Annotated in this window: 18 protein-coding genes; 10 read left to right on the plus strand and 8 right to left on the minus strand. The window is 34.2% G+C overall.

Annotation, left to right across the window (positions count from 1 at the left end):
- Positions 1–5 precede the first annotated feature (5 nt).
- The 4 genes from GQR94_RS16555 to upp all read left to right on the plus strand — a co-directional run bounded on the left by GQR94_RS16555 (position 6) and on the right by upp (position 3,712).
- Positions 6–722 carry a DUF4198 domain-containing protein gene (locus tag GQR94_RS16555; RefSeq protein WP_158977038.1) on the plus strand — a complete coding sequence of 239 codons (717 nt, stop codon included), beginning with the start codon at positions 6–8 and terminating at the stop codon, positions 720–722.
- Positions 723–1,145: 423 nt separating this feature from the next.
- A complete protein-coding gene (locus GQR94_RS16560) occupies positions 1,146–1,445 on the plus strand; it encodes a hypothetical protein (protein WP_158977040.1) in 300 nt (99 codons plus the stop codon).
- Complete coding sequence (locus tag GQR94_RS16565) at positions 1,445–3,004, plus strand: PepSY domain-containing protein (RefSeq protein WP_158977042.1); 1,560 nt, start codon at positions 1,445–1,447, stop codon at positions 3,002–3,004. Before GQR94_RS16560 ends, GQR94_RS16565 begins: the two co-directional genes overlap by 1 nt.
- Before the next feature lie 54 nt (positions 3,005–3,058).
- Positions 3,059–3,712 (plus strand): uracil phosphoribosyltransferase, encoded by a 654-nt coding sequence (gene upp, locus GQR94_RS16570; protein ID WP_158977044.1) that lies wholly within the window; start codon positions 3,059–3,061, stop codon positions 3,710–3,712.
- A 206-nt stretch (positions 3,713–3,918) separates the two neighbouring features.
- Here the strand turns inward: upp and GQR94_RS16575 are convergent, their stop codons facing one another.
- Entirely contained in the window at positions 3,919–4,878 is a 960-nt protein-coding gene (locus tag GQR94_RS16575) for a sugar phosphate isomerase/epimerase (RefSeq protein WP_158977046.1), read from the minus strand.
- Positions 4,879–5,044: 166 nt separating this feature from the next.
- On the opposite strand from GQR94_RS16575, the gene GQR94_RS16580 reads away from it, so the two are divergent.
- The 5 genes from GQR94_RS16580 (at position 5,045) to GQR94_RS16600 (ending at position 8,702) form a co-directional block, all read left to right on the plus strand.
- Complete coding sequence (locus tag GQR94_RS16580; RefSeq protein WP_158977048.1) at positions 5,045–6,319, plus strand: Nramp family divalent metal transporter; 1,275 nt, start codon at positions 5,045–5,047, stop codon at positions 6,317–6,319.
- Positions 6,320–6,443: 124 nt separating this feature from the next.
- Positions 6,444–6,875 (plus strand): response regulator, encoded by a 432-nt coding sequence (locus GQR94_RS16585; protein ID WP_158977050.1) that lies wholly within the window; start codon positions 6,444–6,446, stop codon positions 6,873–6,875.
- An 11-nt stretch (positions 6,876–6,886) separates the two neighbouring features.
- A complete protein-coding gene (locus tag GQR94_RS16590; protein WP_158977053.1) occupies positions 6,887–7,048 on the plus strand; it encodes a lmo0937 family membrane protein in 162 nt (53 codons plus the stop codon).
- A 30-nt stretch (positions 7,049–7,078) separates the two neighbouring features.
- Positions 7,079–7,951, plus strand: coding sequence for a DUF808 domain-containing protein (locus GQR94_RS16595; RefSeq protein WP_158977055.1), 873 nt, complete (start codon positions 7,079–7,081; stop codon positions 7,949–7,951).
- A gap of 10 nt (positions 7,952–7,961) precedes the next feature.
- The gene (locus tag GQR94_RS16600) at positions 7,962–8,702 is read left to right on the plus strand and encodes an alpha/beta fold hydrolase (RefSeq protein ID WP_158977057.1); all 741 of its coding nucleotides are present in this window, start codon (positions 7,962–7,964) and stop codon (positions 8,700–8,702) included.
- Here GQR94_RS16600 and GQR94_RS16605 read toward each other — a convergent pair.
- From GQR94_RS16605 to GQR94_RS16620, 4 genes are all read right to left on the minus strand, one after another.
- Positions 8,699–9,508 carry an SDR family NAD(P)-dependent oxidoreductase gene (locus tag GQR94_RS16605; RefSeq protein WP_158977059.1) on the minus strand — a complete coding sequence of 270 codons (810 nt, stop codon included), beginning with the start codon at positions 9,506–9,508 and terminating at the stop codon, positions 8,699–8,701. The two genes, GQR94_RS16600 and GQR94_RS16605, sit on opposite strands and share 4 nt — an antisense overlap.
- A gap of 111 nt (positions 9,509–9,619) precedes the next feature.
- Complete coding sequence (locus tag GQR94_RS16610; protein WP_233268384.1) at positions 9,620–10,228, minus strand: hypothetical protein; 609 nt, start codon at positions 10,226–10,228, stop codon at positions 9,620–9,622.
- Between the two features lie 69 nt (positions 10,229–10,297).
- Positions 10,298–10,768 (minus strand): hypothetical protein, encoded by a 471-nt coding sequence (locus GQR94_RS16615; RefSeq protein ID WP_158977061.1) that lies wholly within the window; start codon positions 10,766–10,768, stop codon positions 10,298–10,300.
- 1,189 nt (positions 10,769–11,957) lie between these two features.
- Positions 11,958–13,976, minus strand: coding sequence for a M13 family metallopeptidase (locus GQR94_RS16620; protein ID WP_158977063.1), 2,019 nt, complete (start codon positions 13,974–13,976; stop codon positions 11,958–11,960).
- A 620-nt stretch (positions 13,977–14,596) separates the two neighbouring features.
- Here GQR94_RS16620 and GQR94_RS16625 point away from each other — a divergent pair.
- A complete protein-coding gene (locus GQR94_RS16625) occupies positions 14,597–16,900 on the plus strand; it encodes a DNA topoisomerase 3 (RefSeq protein WP_158977065.1) in 2,304 nt (767 codons plus the stop codon).
- A 182-nt stretch (positions 16,901–17,082) separates the two neighbouring features.
- Here GQR94_RS16625 and GQR94_RS16630 read toward each other — a convergent pair whose 3' ends face one another.
- The 3 genes from GQR94_RS16630 to GQR94_RS16640 form a co-directional block, all read right to left on the minus strand.
- Positions 17,083–17,631 carry a YgcG family protein gene (locus GQR94_RS16630; RefSeq protein WP_158977067.1) on the minus strand — a complete coding sequence of 183 codons (549 nt, stop codon included), beginning with the start codon at positions 17,629–17,631 and terminating at the stop codon, positions 17,083–17,085.
- A gap of 569 nt (positions 17,632–18,200) precedes the next feature.
- Positions 18,201–18,746: a hypothetical protein gene (locus GQR94_RS16635; protein ID WP_158977069.1), complete on the minus strand. Its 546-nt coding sequence runs from the start codon at positions 18,744–18,746 to the stop codon at positions 18,201–18,203.
- 667 nt (positions 18,747–19,413) lie between these two features.
- The gene (locus tag GQR94_RS16640; protein WP_158977071.1) at positions 19,414–20,673 is read right to left on the minus strand and encodes a nucleoside permease; all 1,260 of its coding nucleotides are present in this window, start codon (positions 20,671–20,673) and stop codon (positions 19,414–19,416) included.
- Positions 20,674–20,763 lie beyond the last annotated feature (90 nt).

Consider the following 20,763-nt stretch of genomic DNA (forward strand, 5'->3'; position numbering starts at 1 on the left):
AAATTATGAAAAAATCAATTGCAACTTTAGTAATACTACTTTTTGTTACCGCACAAAGTTTTGCCCATTATTTGTGGATCGAAGCAAATCCGCAAGGTGAAAAAGGAAAAAAACAGGAAGTAAGAGTCTACTTTGGAGAATATACCTACGGTGTGGTAGAAAAAGTAAATGGAGAAGCATTCCCCAACGTAAAAGATTTTACACTTTGGATTGTAGACGGTCAAGGAATAAAAAGCGAATTGTCTGTACGCGCTAAAGAAGACTATTATGTAGGCTATTTTACACCAAAGCAAGAGGGAGTATATACCGTAGTTTTAAATAATGATGCTATTAATGTAATTGATTATACCGAGTATGATTTCGGAATTTTTAAAACACATTACAATGCTATCGCAAAAATAGTTATAGGAAAAGCGAAAGGTGAAACAGCAATCTTAAACAGCTCAGGAATAACAGTTAAAGATGTTTCCGAGAATAAAGAAGAAGTAAAATTACAAGTCTTATTTAAAAATAAGCCTTTAGCAAAAAATGAATTTAAAGTATATGTGGCCGATTTGTGGACTAAAACTTTAGAAACCGATGAAAATGGGTATGTGCAATTTAAAAAGCCATGGGATACTAAATACATCATCGAAACTACTTTTGAGGAACGCGTTCCAGGTACCTATAAAGGGGATGCCTATGAGTTTATTTGGCACTGTGCAACGTATTGTATTCAATAGCATTATTTGAGTGAGTTAGTTTATTTTTTCTCAAACAACTCTGAATGAGCTCATGCGTTCAGGGTTGTTTTAATGTTTTTAATTTATGATTTCAACAGCAATTTTTCTTGTTTTCATTTCATTCTATATGTTTTACAACACCTCCGGTAGAGCTGTAAAGTATGTTGGTTTCGGTTTTGAAAATTGGATAGAAACCCATCAAATTTTAGGAAAATTAATAGCTACTCTTTTAATAGCTATTGCAATTTTTTTACATATTCATTTGTTTGGCATAGGTGGAGGAATTCTTATTTTCCTAATAACGCTGATGCTCTTTGGAAGTAGTATTATTTTGTTGACTCCTTTACATTTAATCACGTATAAAATTGCATTTCTAATTTTCACTCCCTGTATCTGTTTTGAAACTTTTCTTTTATAAGTACTATGCCAGCAAATAAAAAATATCTATCCTCTAATTGGCAGCGCTTTGCTAAAATTACAGCTGGAATAATTGGAGGGTATTTAGTGACCATTTCTTTTCATATAGCGCTTGCCTATGTTATAGAGCATACTGCACTACTAATCACGGCCACTTTTACGGGGTTCATTCTTTGGGTGGTGCTTATGATTGTTGCTTTTTTAGCTAAAAATGGTTGGAGAATATGGGCAATTTATCTTTTAATCACTTTAGTATTTTCCTTTTTAATTTACATAGGTAAACTCTATAATCCAATTATATCCTAATGAAAAACCGCACCTATAATATTCTTTTTCATACCCATACTGTTAGTGGTATCGTAATCAGTGTAGCCTTATATGTGATTTTTTTTGCAGGTTCTTTTTCTTTTTTTAGGGATGAAATTGTGAATTGGGAACGAAATGATATCGTGGAAATCACAGATGATATTAACTTTAATGTAGATGCTGTTCTAGATACGATCAATAAAAATCACAATTTGTACGGCAGAGATGTTGAGCTAAAAAAATATTTCATTGAACAACAAGTCGGTGTCTCCATTGCGGCATCAAAAGATTCCCTAGCACCAGAAAAAACTAAAACTGCACATTTCTTTTATCTAGATACCAAAGACTTTAAAGAAAATACCTATTCAGAATCGTATTCATTGGGAGAGTTTTTATATCGATTACATTTCTTTGCTCAAATACCCTATCCCATCGGATATTATTTATCGGGCTTTGTCGCCTTATTTTTCCTATTTGCCATTATCACAGGAGTACTAGTACATTGGAAGAAAATAATAACTAATTTTTATGTTTTTAGACCTTTAGAAAAACTAAAAACCATGTGGACAGATGCACATACTACTTTGGGAATGTTAGGGCTCCCATTTCAATTTGTGTATGCGGTCACCGGGGCGTTTTTTATGATAAAATTGCTTTTAGTCGCACCTAATGTTTTAATTATGTATAATGGTGATCAAGCAAAGTTCTATGAAGAACTAGGTTATGCACACCCTAGTTTTGAACCAGAGCATAAAAAATTACAGTCAGATGTTTCTGTAGTTGCTTATATGAAAGAGATCCAAGAGAAATGGAGCGATTTTGAAATTACAGAAGTGCATATTTTTAATTATGGCGATGAAAATATGCATGTTTTGCTTAGTGGGCATTTGGCCTATACAGATCGTTTTAATGGCATAGGAGAGGTTATCTACAATGCTAAAACGGGAAAAATAGTTTCAGAGAAAAATCCAATTACCGAGCAAAGCTACGTAGAAGCCGTTAAAAATATCTTGTATAGAATTCACTATGGAGATTATGGTGGCCTGGCATTAAAATTACTGAGCATGTTATTGGGTTTTGTTACGTGTTTTGTAATTATATCTGGAGTTATGATTTGGTTGGTTGCTCGGGATAAAAAAAATATACCAGAAAAAAAACGACGTTTTAATGAGCGGGTTGTTCAAATTTATCTCGCTATTTGTTTAAGTATGTTCCCTATTACAGCCTTGAGTTTCATAGCGGTTAAAGTATTTGCCCCTGCGAGTCAGTCTTTTGTCTATACTTTTTATTTTGTGGGATGGCTACTACTAACACTGCTATTTATCTTTAAAAAAGATAATGCGTTTACAAACAAAACTTCGTTGCTTTTAGGAAGTGTTTTTGGGGTGTTAGTACCAGTTAGTAATGGTGTTGTATCGGGCAATTGGCTTTGGGTCAGTCTTAAAAATGGAAATTCTTCCTCTTATACTGTAGATTTAATGTGGTTGCTAATTGCTGTTTTTGGGTTTTTGGTAGTGTATAAAATGAATAAGAATACACAAAAAGAGAAAAGGAGCTAACTAGATTTTTCAATCTCTTATTAAAAAGTGTAATTTTAGAGAAATTTACCTTTTATGACTATTCATAATTTTGAAACTAAAAATTCAATTTTAAACAAATTTATCGCAGAACTACGTGATGTTACCATACAAAAAGACAGTATGCGTTTTCGAAAAAATATTGAACGCGTAGGAGAGGTGCTGAGTTATGAATTAAGTAAGACCTTAGAATACACAGATCAGTCAACGACAACTCCGTTAGGAGAAAAGACAATAGCTTTAGCGGCTTCAGATATTGTGATCTGTTCTATTCTTAGAGCAGGATTACCTTTCCATCAAGGGATTTTAAATTATTTTGATGATGCTGAAAATGGATTTATTTCGGCATATAGACATCATGAAGGAGATTCTGATGATTTTGAAGTTATTGTCAATTATTTTGCAGCTCCAAATTTAGAGGGCAAGATATTATTGCTTGTAGATCCAATGCTCGCGACAGGCAGAACCTTGGAAAACGTTTTAAAAGGATTAAAAGGGTATGGCACCCCGAAAGAAATTCATATTGTTTCGGTAATAGGTTCTGAAGAAGGAATCACCTATGTAAATTCAGTCTTTCCGGAAAGCACCCAATTGTGGATCGCTGCTGTAGATAAAAAACTGAATGCTAAAGGTTATATTATTCCAGGTCTTGGCGATGCTGGCGATTTAGCTTACGGAGCAAAACTTTAGTTTTTTCTGAATTTAGATTTCGGCATACTAATCAATATTTATTATTGGAGTAAGAGCAATAACTAAAGGAACCGCGGTAAGTTTTCTAAAACCTAAATTGGCGGATACAGAAGCGGCTTAAAGGTTTTTGTGACACAAATTAGCGCTACAGGAATGTGTTTTTTCTGAGCATTAAGCTATGAATATGCGCTTTTTAAATATCGTTTTTATTCGGTTTGTGGCCATGCATTTTTAAGAAAGTCAAGATCTTTCTTTATGCGTTTAAAGACTTCAGTTTTAGGGAGTGTTATTTCTTTTTTTCCATGTTCTGCACCTCCTAAATCATATTCACAATGTAATGAAATGGGAATATTTGTGAGGCCATATTTTTTAAGCAATAAGAAGTAGCTTTTAAAATCTACCATCCCTTCTCCTAAAGGAACATTTATTGGAGTCCATACACCATTTTCTTGTCCCCATTTAAAATCTTTAATAACAATACATTTTATATGTTTATGCAACAGGCGTAAGCCTAAAGGCCAATTAGTACCACCTTCTACTACTGCATGCCGGATATCATATTGTGAGGCTATAAACTCTGGATTTCTATCTTTTATTATTTGATAGATGTCCCATATCGGAGCACCTACATGAATTCCTGCATGGTTTTGATAAGAACCCGTAATGTTCAGTTTTTTATTTAGAATTTCAAGTTGTTCAAACTGGAGTATAAAATTTTCAATACTTTCAGGGATAGAAATAGTTTCAGGATATTCTAACCATCCCATCCTATAATTATTAAAACCCAAGGTGCTAGCTGTTTCCAGAATATTATAAGTTTCTGGAGCGGTAGCATCTGTAATATTGGTGGTAATTAATGTAGTAGATAGGCCAACTGCCCGCATGGCTTTTGCTACTTTCGGCAAATCGGTTGCCACATTTTCGGGAGCTACATGCCCGCCTTTTCTAACGGTTATATCTAATCCGTTAAACCCCATGTCTAAAGCAGCTTCAGACATTTCTGTATATTTTAAAAACTGTAAATGTTTAGAAAACAAATGTACGTTTAGTGGTTTACTTGATACAGGCGTACTTATTTTTTCTGAGCTATTCATTCCTAGTAGAGGAATGGCAGCAATACCCATTGCAGATAATTTTAAAAATTCTTCGCGAGATAAATTATTCATATAATTTTAGGTGTAATTTTAAGATTATAATTGTAATTCATAGCAAAAACTTGAAAATGTCAATAATATGTCTATTTTTGGTGAACCAATGTGGATAACCAATTTAGGTATTTTTTGTGAATCTAACTCATTTACGCATAACAATATCCATTTAAAACAATCATGTATGGACAAGTTGTCTAACAAACCATCACTTTTAAAAAAGATTTTAGCATTAGTATTAGCCTTTGGACCAGGGATTTTTGCCATTGGGTATACCATTGGTACAGGGAGTGTAACCTCTATGATTGTTGCAGGAAGTACTTATGGTATGCAACTGCTTTGGGTATTACTTTTAAGTTGTATTTTCTCGGGTATCTTAATGTATGCTTATGGGAATTTTGCCTTAGTAACAGGAGAAACAGCACTGTATGCCTTTAAGAAGCATTTGAAATACGGAAAGCTTATAGCCATCCTAATTATAGTCGGAATTTCCTTAGGGCAATGGAATTCTTTAATGGGTATTCTAGGGATCTCCTCAAATATAATTTTTGAAATTATCGTCATTTATTTTCCAAATTTATCTGGCAGTAGGTATGAAGTAGTACTCATTGTTGCTTTAATTGTGATTGCCATTATGTATAGCCTCTTACTGGTAGGGAAATATACCTTTTTTGAAAAAATACTTGTCATTTTTGTAACGATTATGGGGTTATCCTTTATCATATCTTTATTTATGGTATACCCATTACCAATTGAGGTAGCCCAAGGATTAATACCCAGTATTCCACAAGTAGAAGGTGGTAAAATGATGGTTGCTGCATTTGTGGGGACAACCATGGCTGCAGCAACGTTCTTATCAAGACCTTTATTTGTAAAAGGGAAAGGGTGGAACATGAGCAATAGAGAACAACAAAAGAAAGATGCTATTATTGCCGCAATTTTAGTATTCATTATAAGTGGCTCGGTAATGGCAGTAGCCTCTGGTGCTTTATTCCATCAAGGTAAACCTGTAACTCAAGTTTTAGATATGGTTAATACTTTAGAACCTGTCGCAGGAAAATTTGCTTTAACACTCTTCTTTTTTGGGACACTAAGTGCCGGACTTTCATCAATTTTTCCATGTTTGTTAATTGCTCCTATTTTGTTAGCAGATTATCAATCGGGAGAATTAGATACCACATCAAAACAATTTAAAATTGTAACAGGAATAGCGTCTTGTTTTGCATTAATTGTCCCAATTTTTGGCGCAAATCCTATACAAATGCAGATATTATCACAAGTATTTAACGTGTTTGTGCTTCCTTTAGTTATTCTAGGGATTATTTTATTAGTAAATAATAAGGGCTTAATGAAAGAATATAAAGCAGGATTGGGCCTAAACATTGGGCTATTCGCAGCCTTATTCTTTGCCTGTGTAATCTCCTACAATGGGGTAGTAGCCTTGTTCGATTTTTTCTAAAAAATTCATTTGAGTTAATTTCTAGTTTTTTAAAGTTAATACCTTATTAAAACACAGCCTATTTTTAATTTTTGAAAATAGGCTATGTTTTTTTGTAGTATTAGCCGTAATCGTATGCAGCCTTATGAGAGTTTATTTAGCCGATGATGATCAAGATGACCGTCAGTTTTTTTCAGATGCTTTACAAGAATTGCCTATACATATTGAGTTAACAACATTTCAAAATGGGGTAGACTTAATGGCAGATTTGTTTTCTAAGGAATCTTTGCCCCAAGCAATATTTTTAGATTTAAAAATGCCGATGATGGATGGTTTTGAATGTCTTGCAGATATTAAGGCAGAAGAAAAATTTAAAGGTATAGATGTTGTTATTTATTCCACATCTTTTAACGATTGGGAGGTTGAAAAACTGCAAGTAATGGGAGCGAACAGCTACCTGCAAAAGCCTAGTTCTTTTAATCAATTAAAAACAGTGCTTTATCAATGTTTAGAAACAATCAAGACTAATTTAGGGAAGTCAGACGATAAGCGACTTCAATTTACGGTGTTGAAGTAAAAAATGAATTTATGAATAAAATACTTTGGGGTATAATTATAGTACTTTTTATAGGATGGATTCTTGGTTTTTTAGTATTTAAAATTTTAGGAGGGATCATTCATATCCTTTTAGTGCTCGCTATAGTTTTAATTATTTACAATTGGTTTACTGGAATAAAGGAAAAAGGTTAATTTGCAACCTGAAATTTATACACGACAACTATGGCATCAGGTTTTTTTGCATTATTAGACGACATCGCAGCTTTAATGGATGACGTTGCTGTAATGAGTAAAATTGCAACAAAAAAAACAGCAGGCATTTTAGGCGATGATTTGGCCGTAAATGCAGAAAAAGCTTCGGGCTTTATGTCCGACAGAGAAATACCGGTATTATGGGCAATTACTAAAGGCTCATTTTTAAATAAATTAATTATCCTGCCTTTCGCTTTTCTATTAAGTGCATTTCTACCCGCAGCAATTACTGTTATTTTGGTTTTAGGAGGCATCTATTTGGCCTATGAAGGGGCTGAAAAAATACTAGAATTTTTAGGGGTGCTGAAACATCATGAAAAGAAGAATCTAGATATAGATATGACCAATGAAGAGATTCTTGCATTGGAGAAAGATCGAGTGAAAGCAGCCATTGTTACCGATTTTATTCTTTCCGTAGAAATTGTCATAATCGCATTAGGAACCGTTACTGAAAAAGAAATTTCTATCCAAATTATGGTAGTGACCATCATTGCTATCTTAGCAACAGTAGGAGTTTATGGTATTGTGGCGCTCATTGTAAGAATGGATGAATTTGGTATGCGATTAATCAACCTTAATGAACAAGAGGATAGTTTTTCTGATAAGGTAGGTCACCTCTTAGTAAATGCTTTGCCATGGGTGATTAAAACACTAGCTGTAGTGGGTACAATTGCGCTACTATTGGTGGCAGGCGGAATCTTTGTTCACAACATACACTGGCTACATGATCATTTTAACATGGTTCCGGGTATGGTAAAAGAATTTGTAGTAGGACTAGTGTTTGGAGCGATAACGGTGCTATTTGTTCAAATTTTTAAAAAACTGTTTAAAAAGAAAAAATAAAACATACAATATGGAGAAACCAACAGCCTTTACAACGTCTAAAAAAGCAATTGTGTTTCTTCATTATTTTGGTGGTGATGCAGGGAGTTGGCAATGGGTGTGTAAACATCTAGAAAAAGAATTTAAATGCTTCCCTTTAAATCTTCCAGGATTCGATGGTACCTCGGTTTCAGAAACTCCTACTATTTCTAGTTTTTCAAAATATATTAATGATGAAATTGTTGCACTAAATCTTAAAGATTATATCCTCGTAGGACACTCTATGGGAGGTAAATTAGCATTAAGTGCGGCCCTACAGAATGTAGATAACCCTCCTCGTAAAATTGTATTAATTGCACCTTCTCCTCCTACAACAGAAGACATGTCTGCTGAAGAAAAAGAGCGTATGCTAAAGCACCCAGATAGGGCAGAAGCTATACAAACAGTAAAAAATGGAACCGTCAAGACCTTGAAAAAAGAACGTTTTGACTATGCGGTAAACTCGCAATTGCGCATAGCAGAGGTTTCTTGGCAATGGTGGTTAAACACGGGAATGAATAATTCTATCGCCACACACGTAAAAAATTTAGAGACTCCGGTAAGCGTTATTTTTTCTACGGATGATCCTGTTATTACAGAAGAAGCTATACAAAAAGAGGTGTTGCCTTATCTTAAAAAAGCAACACCCATTCCTTTAAAAGGTATCGGTCATTTGGTGCCTCTAGAGGCACCAAAAAAATTAGCACTTCTTTTAAAACAAATTATAGCTTAAAAGGCAGACTCTACTGCTCCGCCATCCACGCGTATATTTGCTCCGTTGATATACGTGGCATGATCAGAACATAAAAATGCGATGGTAGACCCAACTTCTTCTGGTTTTCCCCTGCGTTCCATGGCAATGTGTGGTCTTTTGTTTTTTACGAACCATTCAACCGCTTCTTCTATGGAACAATTACGTTCTTCAGCTAAATCTTCCATCATGGCATCGGTCATTGGTGTTTTTACATATGCGGGAGATACACAATTAAATAATATATTTTCTTTAGAATAAGAACGTGATAAGCATTTAGATAAGTTGATGATTCCTGCTTTACATGCATTGTACGGACTCTCTTCTTCATAGGGTTGGTATGCATTTTCTGATGATATCATAATCATTCTACCCCAATTAAGTGCTTGCATTTGCGGAATGAAGGCTCTAGCGATACGCACAGCACCCATTAAATCTACTTCTATGGTTTGCATCCAGTCGTCATCAGAAAGACTTAAGAAATCTCCTGCAGCACCTCTTGCCCCTGCAGCATTGACTACGATATGCGCCCCTCCAAAATCATCTTCAATTTTTTTGGCTAAGGCTTTAACTTCTTCATTTTTAGTAATATCTGCAGTAATTCCAAATATTTTAGCGTCCTTTCGAGTTTCTTTTAATTCTTTGATAGTATCATCTAACGCCTCTTGATCTCTATCGGATAGTATGATGGTAACTCCTTCATCGACTAGAAAACTAGCGGTAGATTTTCCTATTCCTGAATCTGCACCTGTAATCAGTGCTATTTTTCCTTCTATATTAAATTTCATAAGCTTTTTTTTTATATTGCTCTAAGGTAGAGTGATATAGAAAAACATACTAGCTTAGAAACAAGCGATGTTAACACAATAGGTTTTGCGTTAATTTCTCAAGGGATTGGGTTATTTGTTGCGCTGAAAAAGTTCTTTTTCAGTAAGCTTTCTAAATGCGTACTTATAGCCTTCAAAAGTAGCTATCGCATAAAATAATACATCAATAGGACTGAAAGTTTCCGACATGATTGGAATTGCTTGCGCATAGTCAAAAAGGACTAATGTTTCTAAATAACCTAACTCTTCATAAGTAGCAATTGCCCCAATAATACTAAAGAAGTTTCCGAGAGCACAACTTAATAAAGCTATTCCACCACCTAATAATCCAAATTTCAGATCAATTCCTTTGCCAAAATATACTGTGGCAAGACCTACCAAAGCACCAATACCTATGGCCATAAAGCCAATTTGATATCCGGTAGCAGTAGTGATGATAGCCCATAATAAAGCACCTATTATTCCCGCACAAAATCCACCAAAGATAGCTGCTGGTAAATTTTGTTCCGCTTTTATTTTCGCTAGATTTTCATCCGAAACCAATGTTATAATATCTTCCCGCTGTAAATGCTCTTCGTCATTTAAGCGCTCTTCAATACTAGTATCTAGAATATAACTTGAACATGTAGGAGCAAAATCTGCTTTTAAACCGGTAAGGTTACAAAGCATTCCTTGTTGCATATCTAAGCTGCGGTTGGTGCATTTTTTGCAAAAAAAACTAAGTGCTCTTCTCTAGTCATAGGAAGGATTTTATTGAATGAGACGTGGGGTTAGTACAGATAAATCCTTATTATGAAGGTTACCAAAAAAAACGAGCGTTTTCTTTTTGTAGCATAACTTAATTTTCTTAATGTTATTTTTTTTGATGTTTTTGAGCTGCTCTTTATTAATGATATAGCTTATTTTGGTAATCCAACATTTTGATATGTTGGAAAAATCTGATTGTATTTCATCATTATCAGAGCTAATCATAAAAATACTTTGTCCATCACAAAACATTAGTTTACTACCTTTTGTGGTTTTAATATTACTATGAGAAAGCACGGTAGTGTTTAAAAAGTAGTATCCGGCTAAATTTTGAGAGCTTGTCCAAATTTGGCCATCGCTTGACTCTGCTATTTTAATACCGGGTATGTTTTGTATTGATTTTTCTGTAATAGTATCTACATGATTTCGTTCTAAAGCACGCACATTACCAAATGCGGCTAGAACTTTATCCATTTTTTTAAAAAATTTCATTAAGTGAGTTGGGTTGAAAGGTGGTTGATGTATTGTGTTATGTCGTAATCAAATTTTTTACATGAATTTTTTTTTTAGTAATTGGTTTGTCCGTATTTAATAATATAATTAGTCGAGTTTAATGTGCTCCTTGTAATTTTATGAGATTGCAATCATTGCATATTTAAATAAAAAAAAGAATGAGTAACCGTATTAGATAAGCAATAATTTGGGCCATAAACTTATCTTTTTATGGAATATTTTTTAGTACAACTACAAACACAAAGGTTTTTAGGGGGAGTTGAACGAATACAATTAGCGATTTGTGTCATTAAAATAATTAGTTGATAATATTTTAAGTAATTTCTTACGAATTATATGTCTAATATAAAATTTTGTGAGAAATTAAACAATTGCAATACTCGTGAGTATTTTCTGTATACTTCTTATTTAATCGATGAAGTGCTTTTTTTATCGATTAAAAGATGTTGAGGCTGAATTATTTAAAGATGATTTTCTTTTTTTTATAGAAAATAGAAAATACTCTAATCCTATCTGCTGATTGTGAAGAAGCATGTAGGGTATATTTGTAAGAAAATTAAAAATAAAATAACTAGTCTTCCAAAAAGGTCTAAGAGCTATTTAAGGTACTACAAGAGCTTGTTTTCTTGAAAATGTTTTCATCGGGAATTTTTTTTACAGACCCCAAAAGTTTCTAACTCGTCATTCATTATATTTAGTGAAACATTTTTTCGCTTCAACCCGATATCCTAAAACTTTTTTAAATCTTCCGCTTCAACATGGCCTTTCGTTATCCTTAATTGTTGACTTAGTTTAATTAAAACGTTTAACTAGCGGACTTCAATAGTCTTTGGCTTCTTAGGGCATCGAGTGTCTTAGATGGTATCTCATTCGATTTGGTGCCCAGCATATGCACAGCGGTATCACTTTAACGTAATTAGGAAGCAATTTCCAAATGTTCGGCGCTACCAATCGCAGCTTCTATTGCTTTCGGAAGATAAAAAAGGATACCATTTTTCTAGTTAAATTAGTGCCCTAGTGTACCCTTCTCTACAAACTGTAGCATATTCTGTACCTTGATTCTCTTAAGTATTTTGGGTGGTCAAGGTACAGCGCTATGTTTTAATGGGATGAATTTACTAGTTTTTATACTTTTTAAGAGATTATTACTTTACCAAATAGTAATTCTGTCCTCTTCAGGAAGAAACATTTTATCACCAAGATTTACATCAAATGCATTGTAAAAAGGAGTGGTATTCATTAAAGGTCCATTCACACGCCAAATAGGTGGGGAGTGTGGGTTGTTATTGATCCATAAACGAAGAAACTCTTCTTTCATTTTTACTTTCCAAATTCTAGCAATAGACAAAAAGAAACGCTGGTCTGGAGTGAACTTGCCAATTTTTGTGGAATCCTGTCCTTCTTGTGTCATTTTAAAAGCATCATACGCTACAGCTATTCCGGCAATATCGGCAGTGTTTTCTCCAACAGTCATGGCACCCTTAATAGGTAAACTGTCCAAAACAGTAAACGTGCTGTACTGATCAATTACTTGTTGTATTCTTGACTTAAACTTTGAATAATCGTCTTTAGTCCACCAATTTTTTACGTTGCCATCTTTGTCATATTGTGCACCTTGGTCATCAAACGTATGTGTTATTTCATGTCCTATTACCATCCCGATTCCCCCGTAGTTAAGGGCATCATCTGCCTCATTATCAAAATAAGGCGACTGTAGTATACCAGCCGGAAAGACAATTTCATTTGCAGAAGGATTATTGTAGGCTGTAACGGTTGATGGTGTTGTATACCATTCTGATTTATCTACGGGCTTGCCCAATTTTGCAAGTTCGCGTTGATATGAGGCTGCAGCGGCAGATGTACTATTTTCAAAATAGGTATCTCTAGCGATATGCACTGCGCTGTAATCTTTCCATTTGTCAGGATAGCCTATCTTCTTAGTCATAGCAAACAATTTTTCTTTTGCTTTTATTTTTGTGCCATCACTCATCCATTCCAGGTTATCTATTCGTACAGCGTATGCTTTTTGTATGTTATTCACCAAATCTAACATTCGTTTTTTAGCATCCTCAGGAAAATATTTTTTCACATATAGTTGTCCTAAGGCTTCACCTAGATAATTGTCAACCGCACTTGCCATTATTTCACCACGAGATTTTTGCACGGCTTGGCCAGAGATAACTTTAGTAAACGTAAAAGTAGCATCAACAAAAGGTTTGCTTAAGTCAGACGCATATTTGTCTATAGCATTTGCTTTTAAATACAATTTCCAGTTATGGATAGGAGTAGCATTTAAATGCTCATTAAGTTTATTATAGTAGGCAGGTTGCCCAACATCTATAGAATCTGTTTCAGCGCCTAAATGTTGAAGGAAATTGTCCCAACCAATATTAGGTTGCGATTTTTCAAGATCTGCTATGGCCATTTTATTGTAATTAGCAATCACATCGCGGCGTTCTACTCTTGTTCTATGCGATTCGGCAAGTTGCTTGTCTATAGCGTAAACCATATCGGCATCATTTTTTGCCGTTTCAGCATTGCTGCCTGTAAGTTCAAATAATGTGGCAAGGTATGTCTTATAAGCTTCTTGTATAGCGACCGTTGATGAATCTGATTTGAAGTAATAATCCCTATCGGGTAAACCAAGACCTGTTTGGTAGGCGTGCGCAATATTCATGCTGCTATTTTTATCATCGGGTCCCACACCAAAGGCCATAATAGAACTGTTACCAACTTTAATTTGATTTGCTACAAATGCCATTAAAGACGGTAGATCACTAATAGTTTCAATAGAGGTTAGTATGGGTTGAATGGGATTATAACCTCGTTTTTCAATGGTGACAGTATCCATACCTGACGCATAAAAATCACCAACCTTTTGCTCTATACTTCCTTCTGGATGTAGCTCTTTTGAAACACTATCCAATATTCCCTGTAGACGCAAGCGCTGAGGATAATTCATAAACATATAGGCGCCAACTCCTGCTTGAGAAGCGGGTATGGGTATAGAATCGTACCATTTCCCATTTGCATAACGATAAAAGTTATCGCCAGGCTTTAATGTGGTGTCTATACCTGTGATTTCAATAATTTTTTTTTCTGGAGCACTTGTTTTTTTACATGATGCCAAGGTAAGTAGCGTAATAAGAAAGATTATTATGTATTTCATGGGTTAGATAATTTCTCTTAAAAGTAAGCATATTAAAATGTAAACCGTATTGATGTGTATTTTTTAGCACATTAGTATTTAACGATAAACTTCATTACAAATACCTTAAAAAGTATACGCGTATTATTAAAAAGTTGCATCAATAGAAACCTGTTTTATAGGACAGGTATATAAAACAGCTACAATATAGTAACATGACCTGAAGCCACATTAAAAAATTAGATGGGCTTTTCACTAATGCGGATGCCTTATGGTTAAGCCGGAATCTAGCTATTGTTTACCTGAAGAGAAGTCTATAACCGTAATCATAGGAACGGGCATCGGTATTTCTATATTAAGCGCATTGTCACTTGGACTGAATTATTTTGGAACGTAAGAGAAAAAACAAATACTATAGAGAAGTTTTTCGTGTTGCAATCGGTTTTCGGCACCCTTTCTAGTTTCCTTTACTGCACATAAAACACTAGAAATGATGATGGTGGAAACTTTTTATTTTCTAAAACCGAATGCACTCTTCTTTTTAAACTGTAGCGATTCTATATACGAATCAACTCCATCGTAGTTTCTGGTTTTCATTTGCGTTCGATGATCAATGTATTTTAACTATTTTTGTTTCTGTAATGAAAGTATGTATCGCCGAAAAGCCAAGTGTTGCCCGTGAAATTGCTGCCGTTTTAGGAGCAAATGTAAAATGTGATGGCTATTATGAAGGTAATGGTTATGCCGTAACTTATACATTTGGTCATTTGTGTACACTATTTGAGCCTAATGATTATAAACCACATTGGAAAAGTTGGGACCTTAATAACCTTCCAATGTTACCAGATAAGTTTAGAACAAAAGTAGTGGACAACGCAGGGATTCAAAAGCAATTTAATATTGTAAAAAAGTTATTTGACAAAGCTACTTTAGTAATCAATTGTGGTGATGCTGGGCAAGAGGGAGAATTAATACAACGTTGGGTCATAGACCAAGCAGCTTATAAAGGGGAAGTACAACGTTTATGGATTTCCTCCTTAACCACTGAAGCCATAAAAGAAGGTTTTAAAAAATTACAACCTTCCTCCAAATACGACAATTTATATTACGCAGGATTTTCTAGAGCTATTGGCGATTGGCTTTTGGGAATGAATGCTACACGTTTATATACCGTTAAACACGGTGGCTATAAGCAAATGTTATCCGTAGGTAGGGTGCAAACCCCTACATTGGCAATGATTGTTAACCGCTATAAGGAAATTGAAAACTTTAAGCCTGAACCTTATTGGGAGTTACAGACGTTGTATCGAGATACCTTATTTAACTGTGAAAAAGGACGATTTTTAAAAAAAGAAGAGGGAGAAGCTTTTGCTAAACAAGTAAAAGAGAGCGATTTTGAAATCGTATCCATAACCAAGAAAAAGGGAAAGGAATATGCCCCTAAACTTTTTGATCTTACAGGGTTGCAGGTATATTGTAATACTAAATTTGGCTTTTCGGCAGATGAAACCTTAAAAATGGTTCAGAAGTTATACGAACAAAAGGTCGTAACTTATCCTAGGGTGGATACAACATTTTTACCGAATGATGTTTACCCTAAAGTCCCAGGGATTTTACAAAAATTAACAAAATATCAAAAGCTTACTGAGCCTATTTTAGGAGGGAAGATAAAAAAGTCTGCTAAAGTATTTAATGACAAGAAAGTAACGGACCACCATGCTATTATTCCAACAGGGGTACAAATGAATTTGCAGCAGAACCAACAAAAGGTGTATGATATTATTACCAAACGTTTTATAGGTGTTTTTTATCCCGATTGTACAGTATCTAACACAACGGTATTAGGAAATGTAGATACCGTAACATTTAAAACAACCGGAAAAGAAATTTTAGAAAAAGGGTGGAGGCTTGTCTTTGAAAACCCAGAAGCAAAAACTACAAGTGAAAAAGGAATATTACCTTCTTTTATAAAAGGGGAGAAGGGACCACATGAACCTTCTTTTTTAGAAAAAGAAACAAAGCCACCAAATCAATTTACAGAAGCTACTTTATTGCGTGCTATGGAAACAGCAGGTAAGCAAGTAGACGATGATGAAATGAGAGAATTGATGAAGGAAAACGGTATAGGTAGACCTTCAACTAGGGCTAATATTATAGAAACACTATTTAGAAGAAAATATATTGAACGGAATAAAAAGCAACTATTACCTACGCAAACAGGAATACAGCTTATTGGTACTATAAAAAACAAATTGTTAACCTCGGCCGAGCTTACAGGTTTATGGGAAAAACAATTGAAAGAGATTGAAAATGGAAGTTTTCATGCAGGTGTTTTTATCAATAATATGAAACAAATGATAGATGATTTGGTGTATGAAGTCCGCCTCGAAAAAAGGCATACTAAAATTTCCCATACCACCACTGCAGTAGTGCCAAAGTTGATAAAAGAAAATAAAAAAGGAGTAGTACATGGAAAATCCTGCCCTAAATGTAAAAAAGGAACGCTTTTAAAAGGAAAAACGGCTTACGGATGCAGCGCTTACAAAGCAGGATGTGCCTTAGTGCTCCCTTTTACTTTCCAAGAGAAAAAAATATCTGAGAAACAATATTTGCGTTTATTAGAAAAAGGATGTACTGTAAACCTCAAAGGCTTTAAAACAACCAATGGTCCTAAAGAAGGTTTATTGCGTTTTAACGAGCAATTTGAATTGCAGTTAGAAGAAAAGAAGTCTGCCACAAAATCAAAACCAGACACTATCCCTAACCCTATACCTTGTCCTTTGTGTAAAAAAGGAACCGTCATTAAAGGTAAAACAGCATACGGGTGTAGTGATTATCAAAACGGGTGTAAGTTTAGGTATCCTTTTGATGTTTTACGAGAAAAAGCAAAGGGGACTCCCTTAACCAAAGCATTGGTTGTTGAGTTACTCAACCAACAGGGCTAATTAGTAATCATCCTCATTTAAAAGAAGCGCATTAAAATAGTCTTATTTACCTAGTACTTCAGTAGAAAAGTAAACCGGAATAATTATGCATTACTAAGTGAGCAACCTATAGCATACTGCATTTATACCTATGTCTTCATTTTAGTCTAAACCTGTTTTTAAGGTCAATTTTCTTGCCGAATTTATTCCCAGTTGGTAATTAATTCATTCAATCCAATTTTAATTCCGTCATAAAAGTTGCCGTTCTTAAATTCAGGTACTATGGTATTCGTAATTATTTCATTACAAATTCTATCCGTTAAAACCTCTCGAGTTCCAGATCCCGTTGCAATTCCTATCTGTTTGCAAGGCTTACATATAATTATTACCATACCATTATTTTTATCATTACTGCCAACTCCCCAAGCTTGTCCTAAATCTGTTCCGTATTCTTGGATATTATCATAAGGTGTTAAGCGCTCTATAGTAACCACTACAATTTGTCTATTAGTTTCATTTTCATAATCATAAAGTAGTGTGTACAATTCCGAACGTTGCGATTCGGTAAAAACTTGTCCGTAGTCATTTATAATTCCAATAGGCTCTGGAAAAGGGGATTTTTCTATCTCTGAAAAATCATATTCAGGAGTAGGATTTTCAGTTTCAGTTTCTTGAGCAGTGGCTTTATATGAAAATACATTTAAAGCTAGAAAAAGGAGTAGTAGTTTAGATGCTATTCTTATGTTCTGCATAAAATATAATGGTTTTTTTTAGTTAATTAGTTAGTGTTAAGAAGCTTTGAAATAGAGGGTAATATGCTGTGTATTCAAGACAATAATTATACCATGGTTGAGCTGTACGGTAATTTCAATGTTACATGTTGAACAAAACAATGGCAAAAATACCTATTGATTCACTTCTTCCTAAAGGCGCCTTGTAAAATCTACATTTTTTTTTATTCTTCTAAAGACTTCTTTATTTTTTCTACCATTAAATCTAACTAAAATAAATTCAAATGGAGTTATTTTCTTTACAGGATCAATTTATGAGAAATTTTTTTATAAGCTCCTTTTGAAATTACCTATAACAACATTTGATTTTAGTGTAGATCGGAGGCAAGGAAGCCTATTTGTTTCCGCCTTAGCACGTCACAAAAGCTTTTTGTTTTGCCTGCCTGCCGGCGAGGCTGGTTTTGGTTTATTTTTAGTTTCCAGAGCAAAATCAGAAAGATTTTGCTGACATAGTAAATATACATAAAACATTAAATTAATCACCATACCCCGTATTACTTCCTAGGTTTTGTTAGCAACTAGCTATTTCGTCAGAGTTTGCCGTAAACAACTTTCAATTCCATTCCGATGATCTTTTCTAAATCGGTAAAAAAATGACTTTTGAATTTACCCCAATTCCAAAAAATAAGCCCGAAATCCCCAAATCCCCAATTTGGCTCAAAATTGAACTTAGTTATTGAGTTTTCGGATGAGCAATTAGAGCATTTTACTAAGTCTGATTTTAATTTCTCGTACCAATTATCCAATGCATTTCCCCAATCTTCCTCAATTTGGTTTTGTCCACAATTAGGGCAGTGAACACCTTCAAGTCCATTTCCACTGTTATGGAAAACTCTTCTTTCAGTTATTATTTCGACTCCATTTACTTTTGAGTCCAAAAATCCTTCGTATTGTTTTTCAAGAACTGAACCAAAATTTTCTGCGGGTTTGTGACCAGTAGAACCTAAAACACAATCTGATAGTTCTTTTTGAATAATTTTCTTTTCCGCTAAATAGCTAACAATTCTTTCCGCCAATTCTTGAGAATCCCTCGGATTAGTTTTTTCTGAAACTATTGATATATAATGGTCACTCACTTTTTTAAGCTTGTTGCTAACGTGTTTGTGTATGAAAAGTTACGTTTTTGTGAGCGAGGATTTTCCGTAGGAAAATCAGACGTAACAAAAAAGCAACGATCTTTGTTTAAGCACTAATTTAGCGATTTTTTACCCCAGTTCTTTGTTAGGTATAGTTTATTCTTTATTTAATAAAATTAAGAATTATTTTTCTTCTTAAAAGATTAATGTATTGGTTCTTTGAAAGGTGGTTTTTACATAGCACCTTAATCTAGTGGCAATTTTTTGACTATTCCATTAGGTTCATTTTCATCTCCCTTATACCATTCTAAGTACAATTGATTTTCGATCCATACATTTTCATAAAATGGAGCGTATTTCTTGTTAACTCTAAATATTTTTGGGATTTACTTATGTTGTCATTGATTAAACTAAGTAGGCTTAAGTTATTGTAAATTTTTGCATGAGATGAAGTCCGATGAATTTTAATGTTTAAATCTCAATTAGATATCCTCTCCATCTAATTTGGATAACTGGTCAGAATTTCTTTGTCATGGAATAATTGATTTTGATTGTCAAGATCTTGAAATAAATTAATTCCATTTTTAGCATCTGGTGGTAATTCTTCGGAACTTGACTCGTGGTCAATAAAAGTTTGAATTTATGCATGTCTATAATTTGGAAATCCTTAATGGTTTATTTTTCCAATATCTTCAGGATTGTGCTTGTGTTTGAACAGAAACGCAAAGAATATGGCTATAATTAATGAATAAATAGCAAAAGAATTCCAAATATCCATCCAAATAAAGTCGCCCTCATTACTTGTGAAAAAATTTCCGATAATGATTCCACTTACCCATGATCCTACTATGGCTCCAAATCCATTGGTCATCATCATGAATAGACCTTGGGCACTTGATCTGATATTAGAATCACATTGTGTTTCAACAAACAGAGAGCCTGAAATATTAAAAAAGTCAAAAGCCATACCGTAAATGATACATGATAGAATAATCATCCATAGTCCTCCTCCAGAAGGATCTCCATAAGCAAATAGGGCAAATCGTAATACCCAGGCAATCATACTGATTAACATGACTTTTTTGATGCCAAATTTCTTTAAAAAGAATGGAATTGCTAGTATGAATAACGCTTCAGAGATTTGCGATATTGACATGATAATTGTTGAATACTTTACTACGAACGAATCAACATATTGTGGTACTTTTTCAAATTCTGATAAGAATCTATCTCCATACATGTTAGTCAATTGCAAAGCTGCTCCCAATAACATTGAAAAAATAAAGAATAGGGCCATTTTGTAATTTTTGAACAACTTGAAAGCGTTCAAACCAAGCATTTCAATAAGTGTAGCACCTTTTTTTCCTTGGTTTTGAGGTTTACATTGTGGCATTGTAAATGAATAAACCGCCAAAATGAATGATGCAACTGCTGAAATATAAAATTGGTTAGCTGATGCTTTCGAACCTGTTAAATTAGTAAACCACATTGCTGCGATGAATCCAATGGTTCCCCAAACGCGAATAGGAGGAAATTCCTTGATAACATCATACTTGCTGTTTTTTAGAATAGTGTACGAAATTGAATTCATTAAAGCAATGGTTGGCATATAGCAAATCATAGCCAGTAAAATAACTGTAATAAATAAGGTAGGATCGTCAACTTGCGGTAAATATAGCATTGCTACACCTCCGAATAAATGAAGTATTCCATACAATTTTTCTGCGTTAAGCCACCTATCTGCGATTATCCCCGAAAGGGTAGGCATAAACAAAGATGAGATTCCCAATGTTGAGAAGACAGCACCAAATTCTTGTGGCGACCAGCCTTTGTTTCCAAACCAATAGTTCGCAATTGTTATTAACCAGGCTCCCCAGATAAAAAACTGAAGGAAATTTAATAGTGTTAAGCGAACTTTTATTCTCATAGTGATCTAAATATAGATAGATTTTAACAAGTTAAGATTGAGTATATCCAGATCCTCAAATTTATCTCTATCTAATTATACCTAACGGTT

Source organism: Cellulophaga sp. L1A9 (assembly GCF_009797025.1).
In the GTDB taxonomy this organism is placed as follows: Bacteria; Bacteroidota; Bacteroidia; order Flavobacteriales; family Flavobacteriaceae; genus Cellulophaga.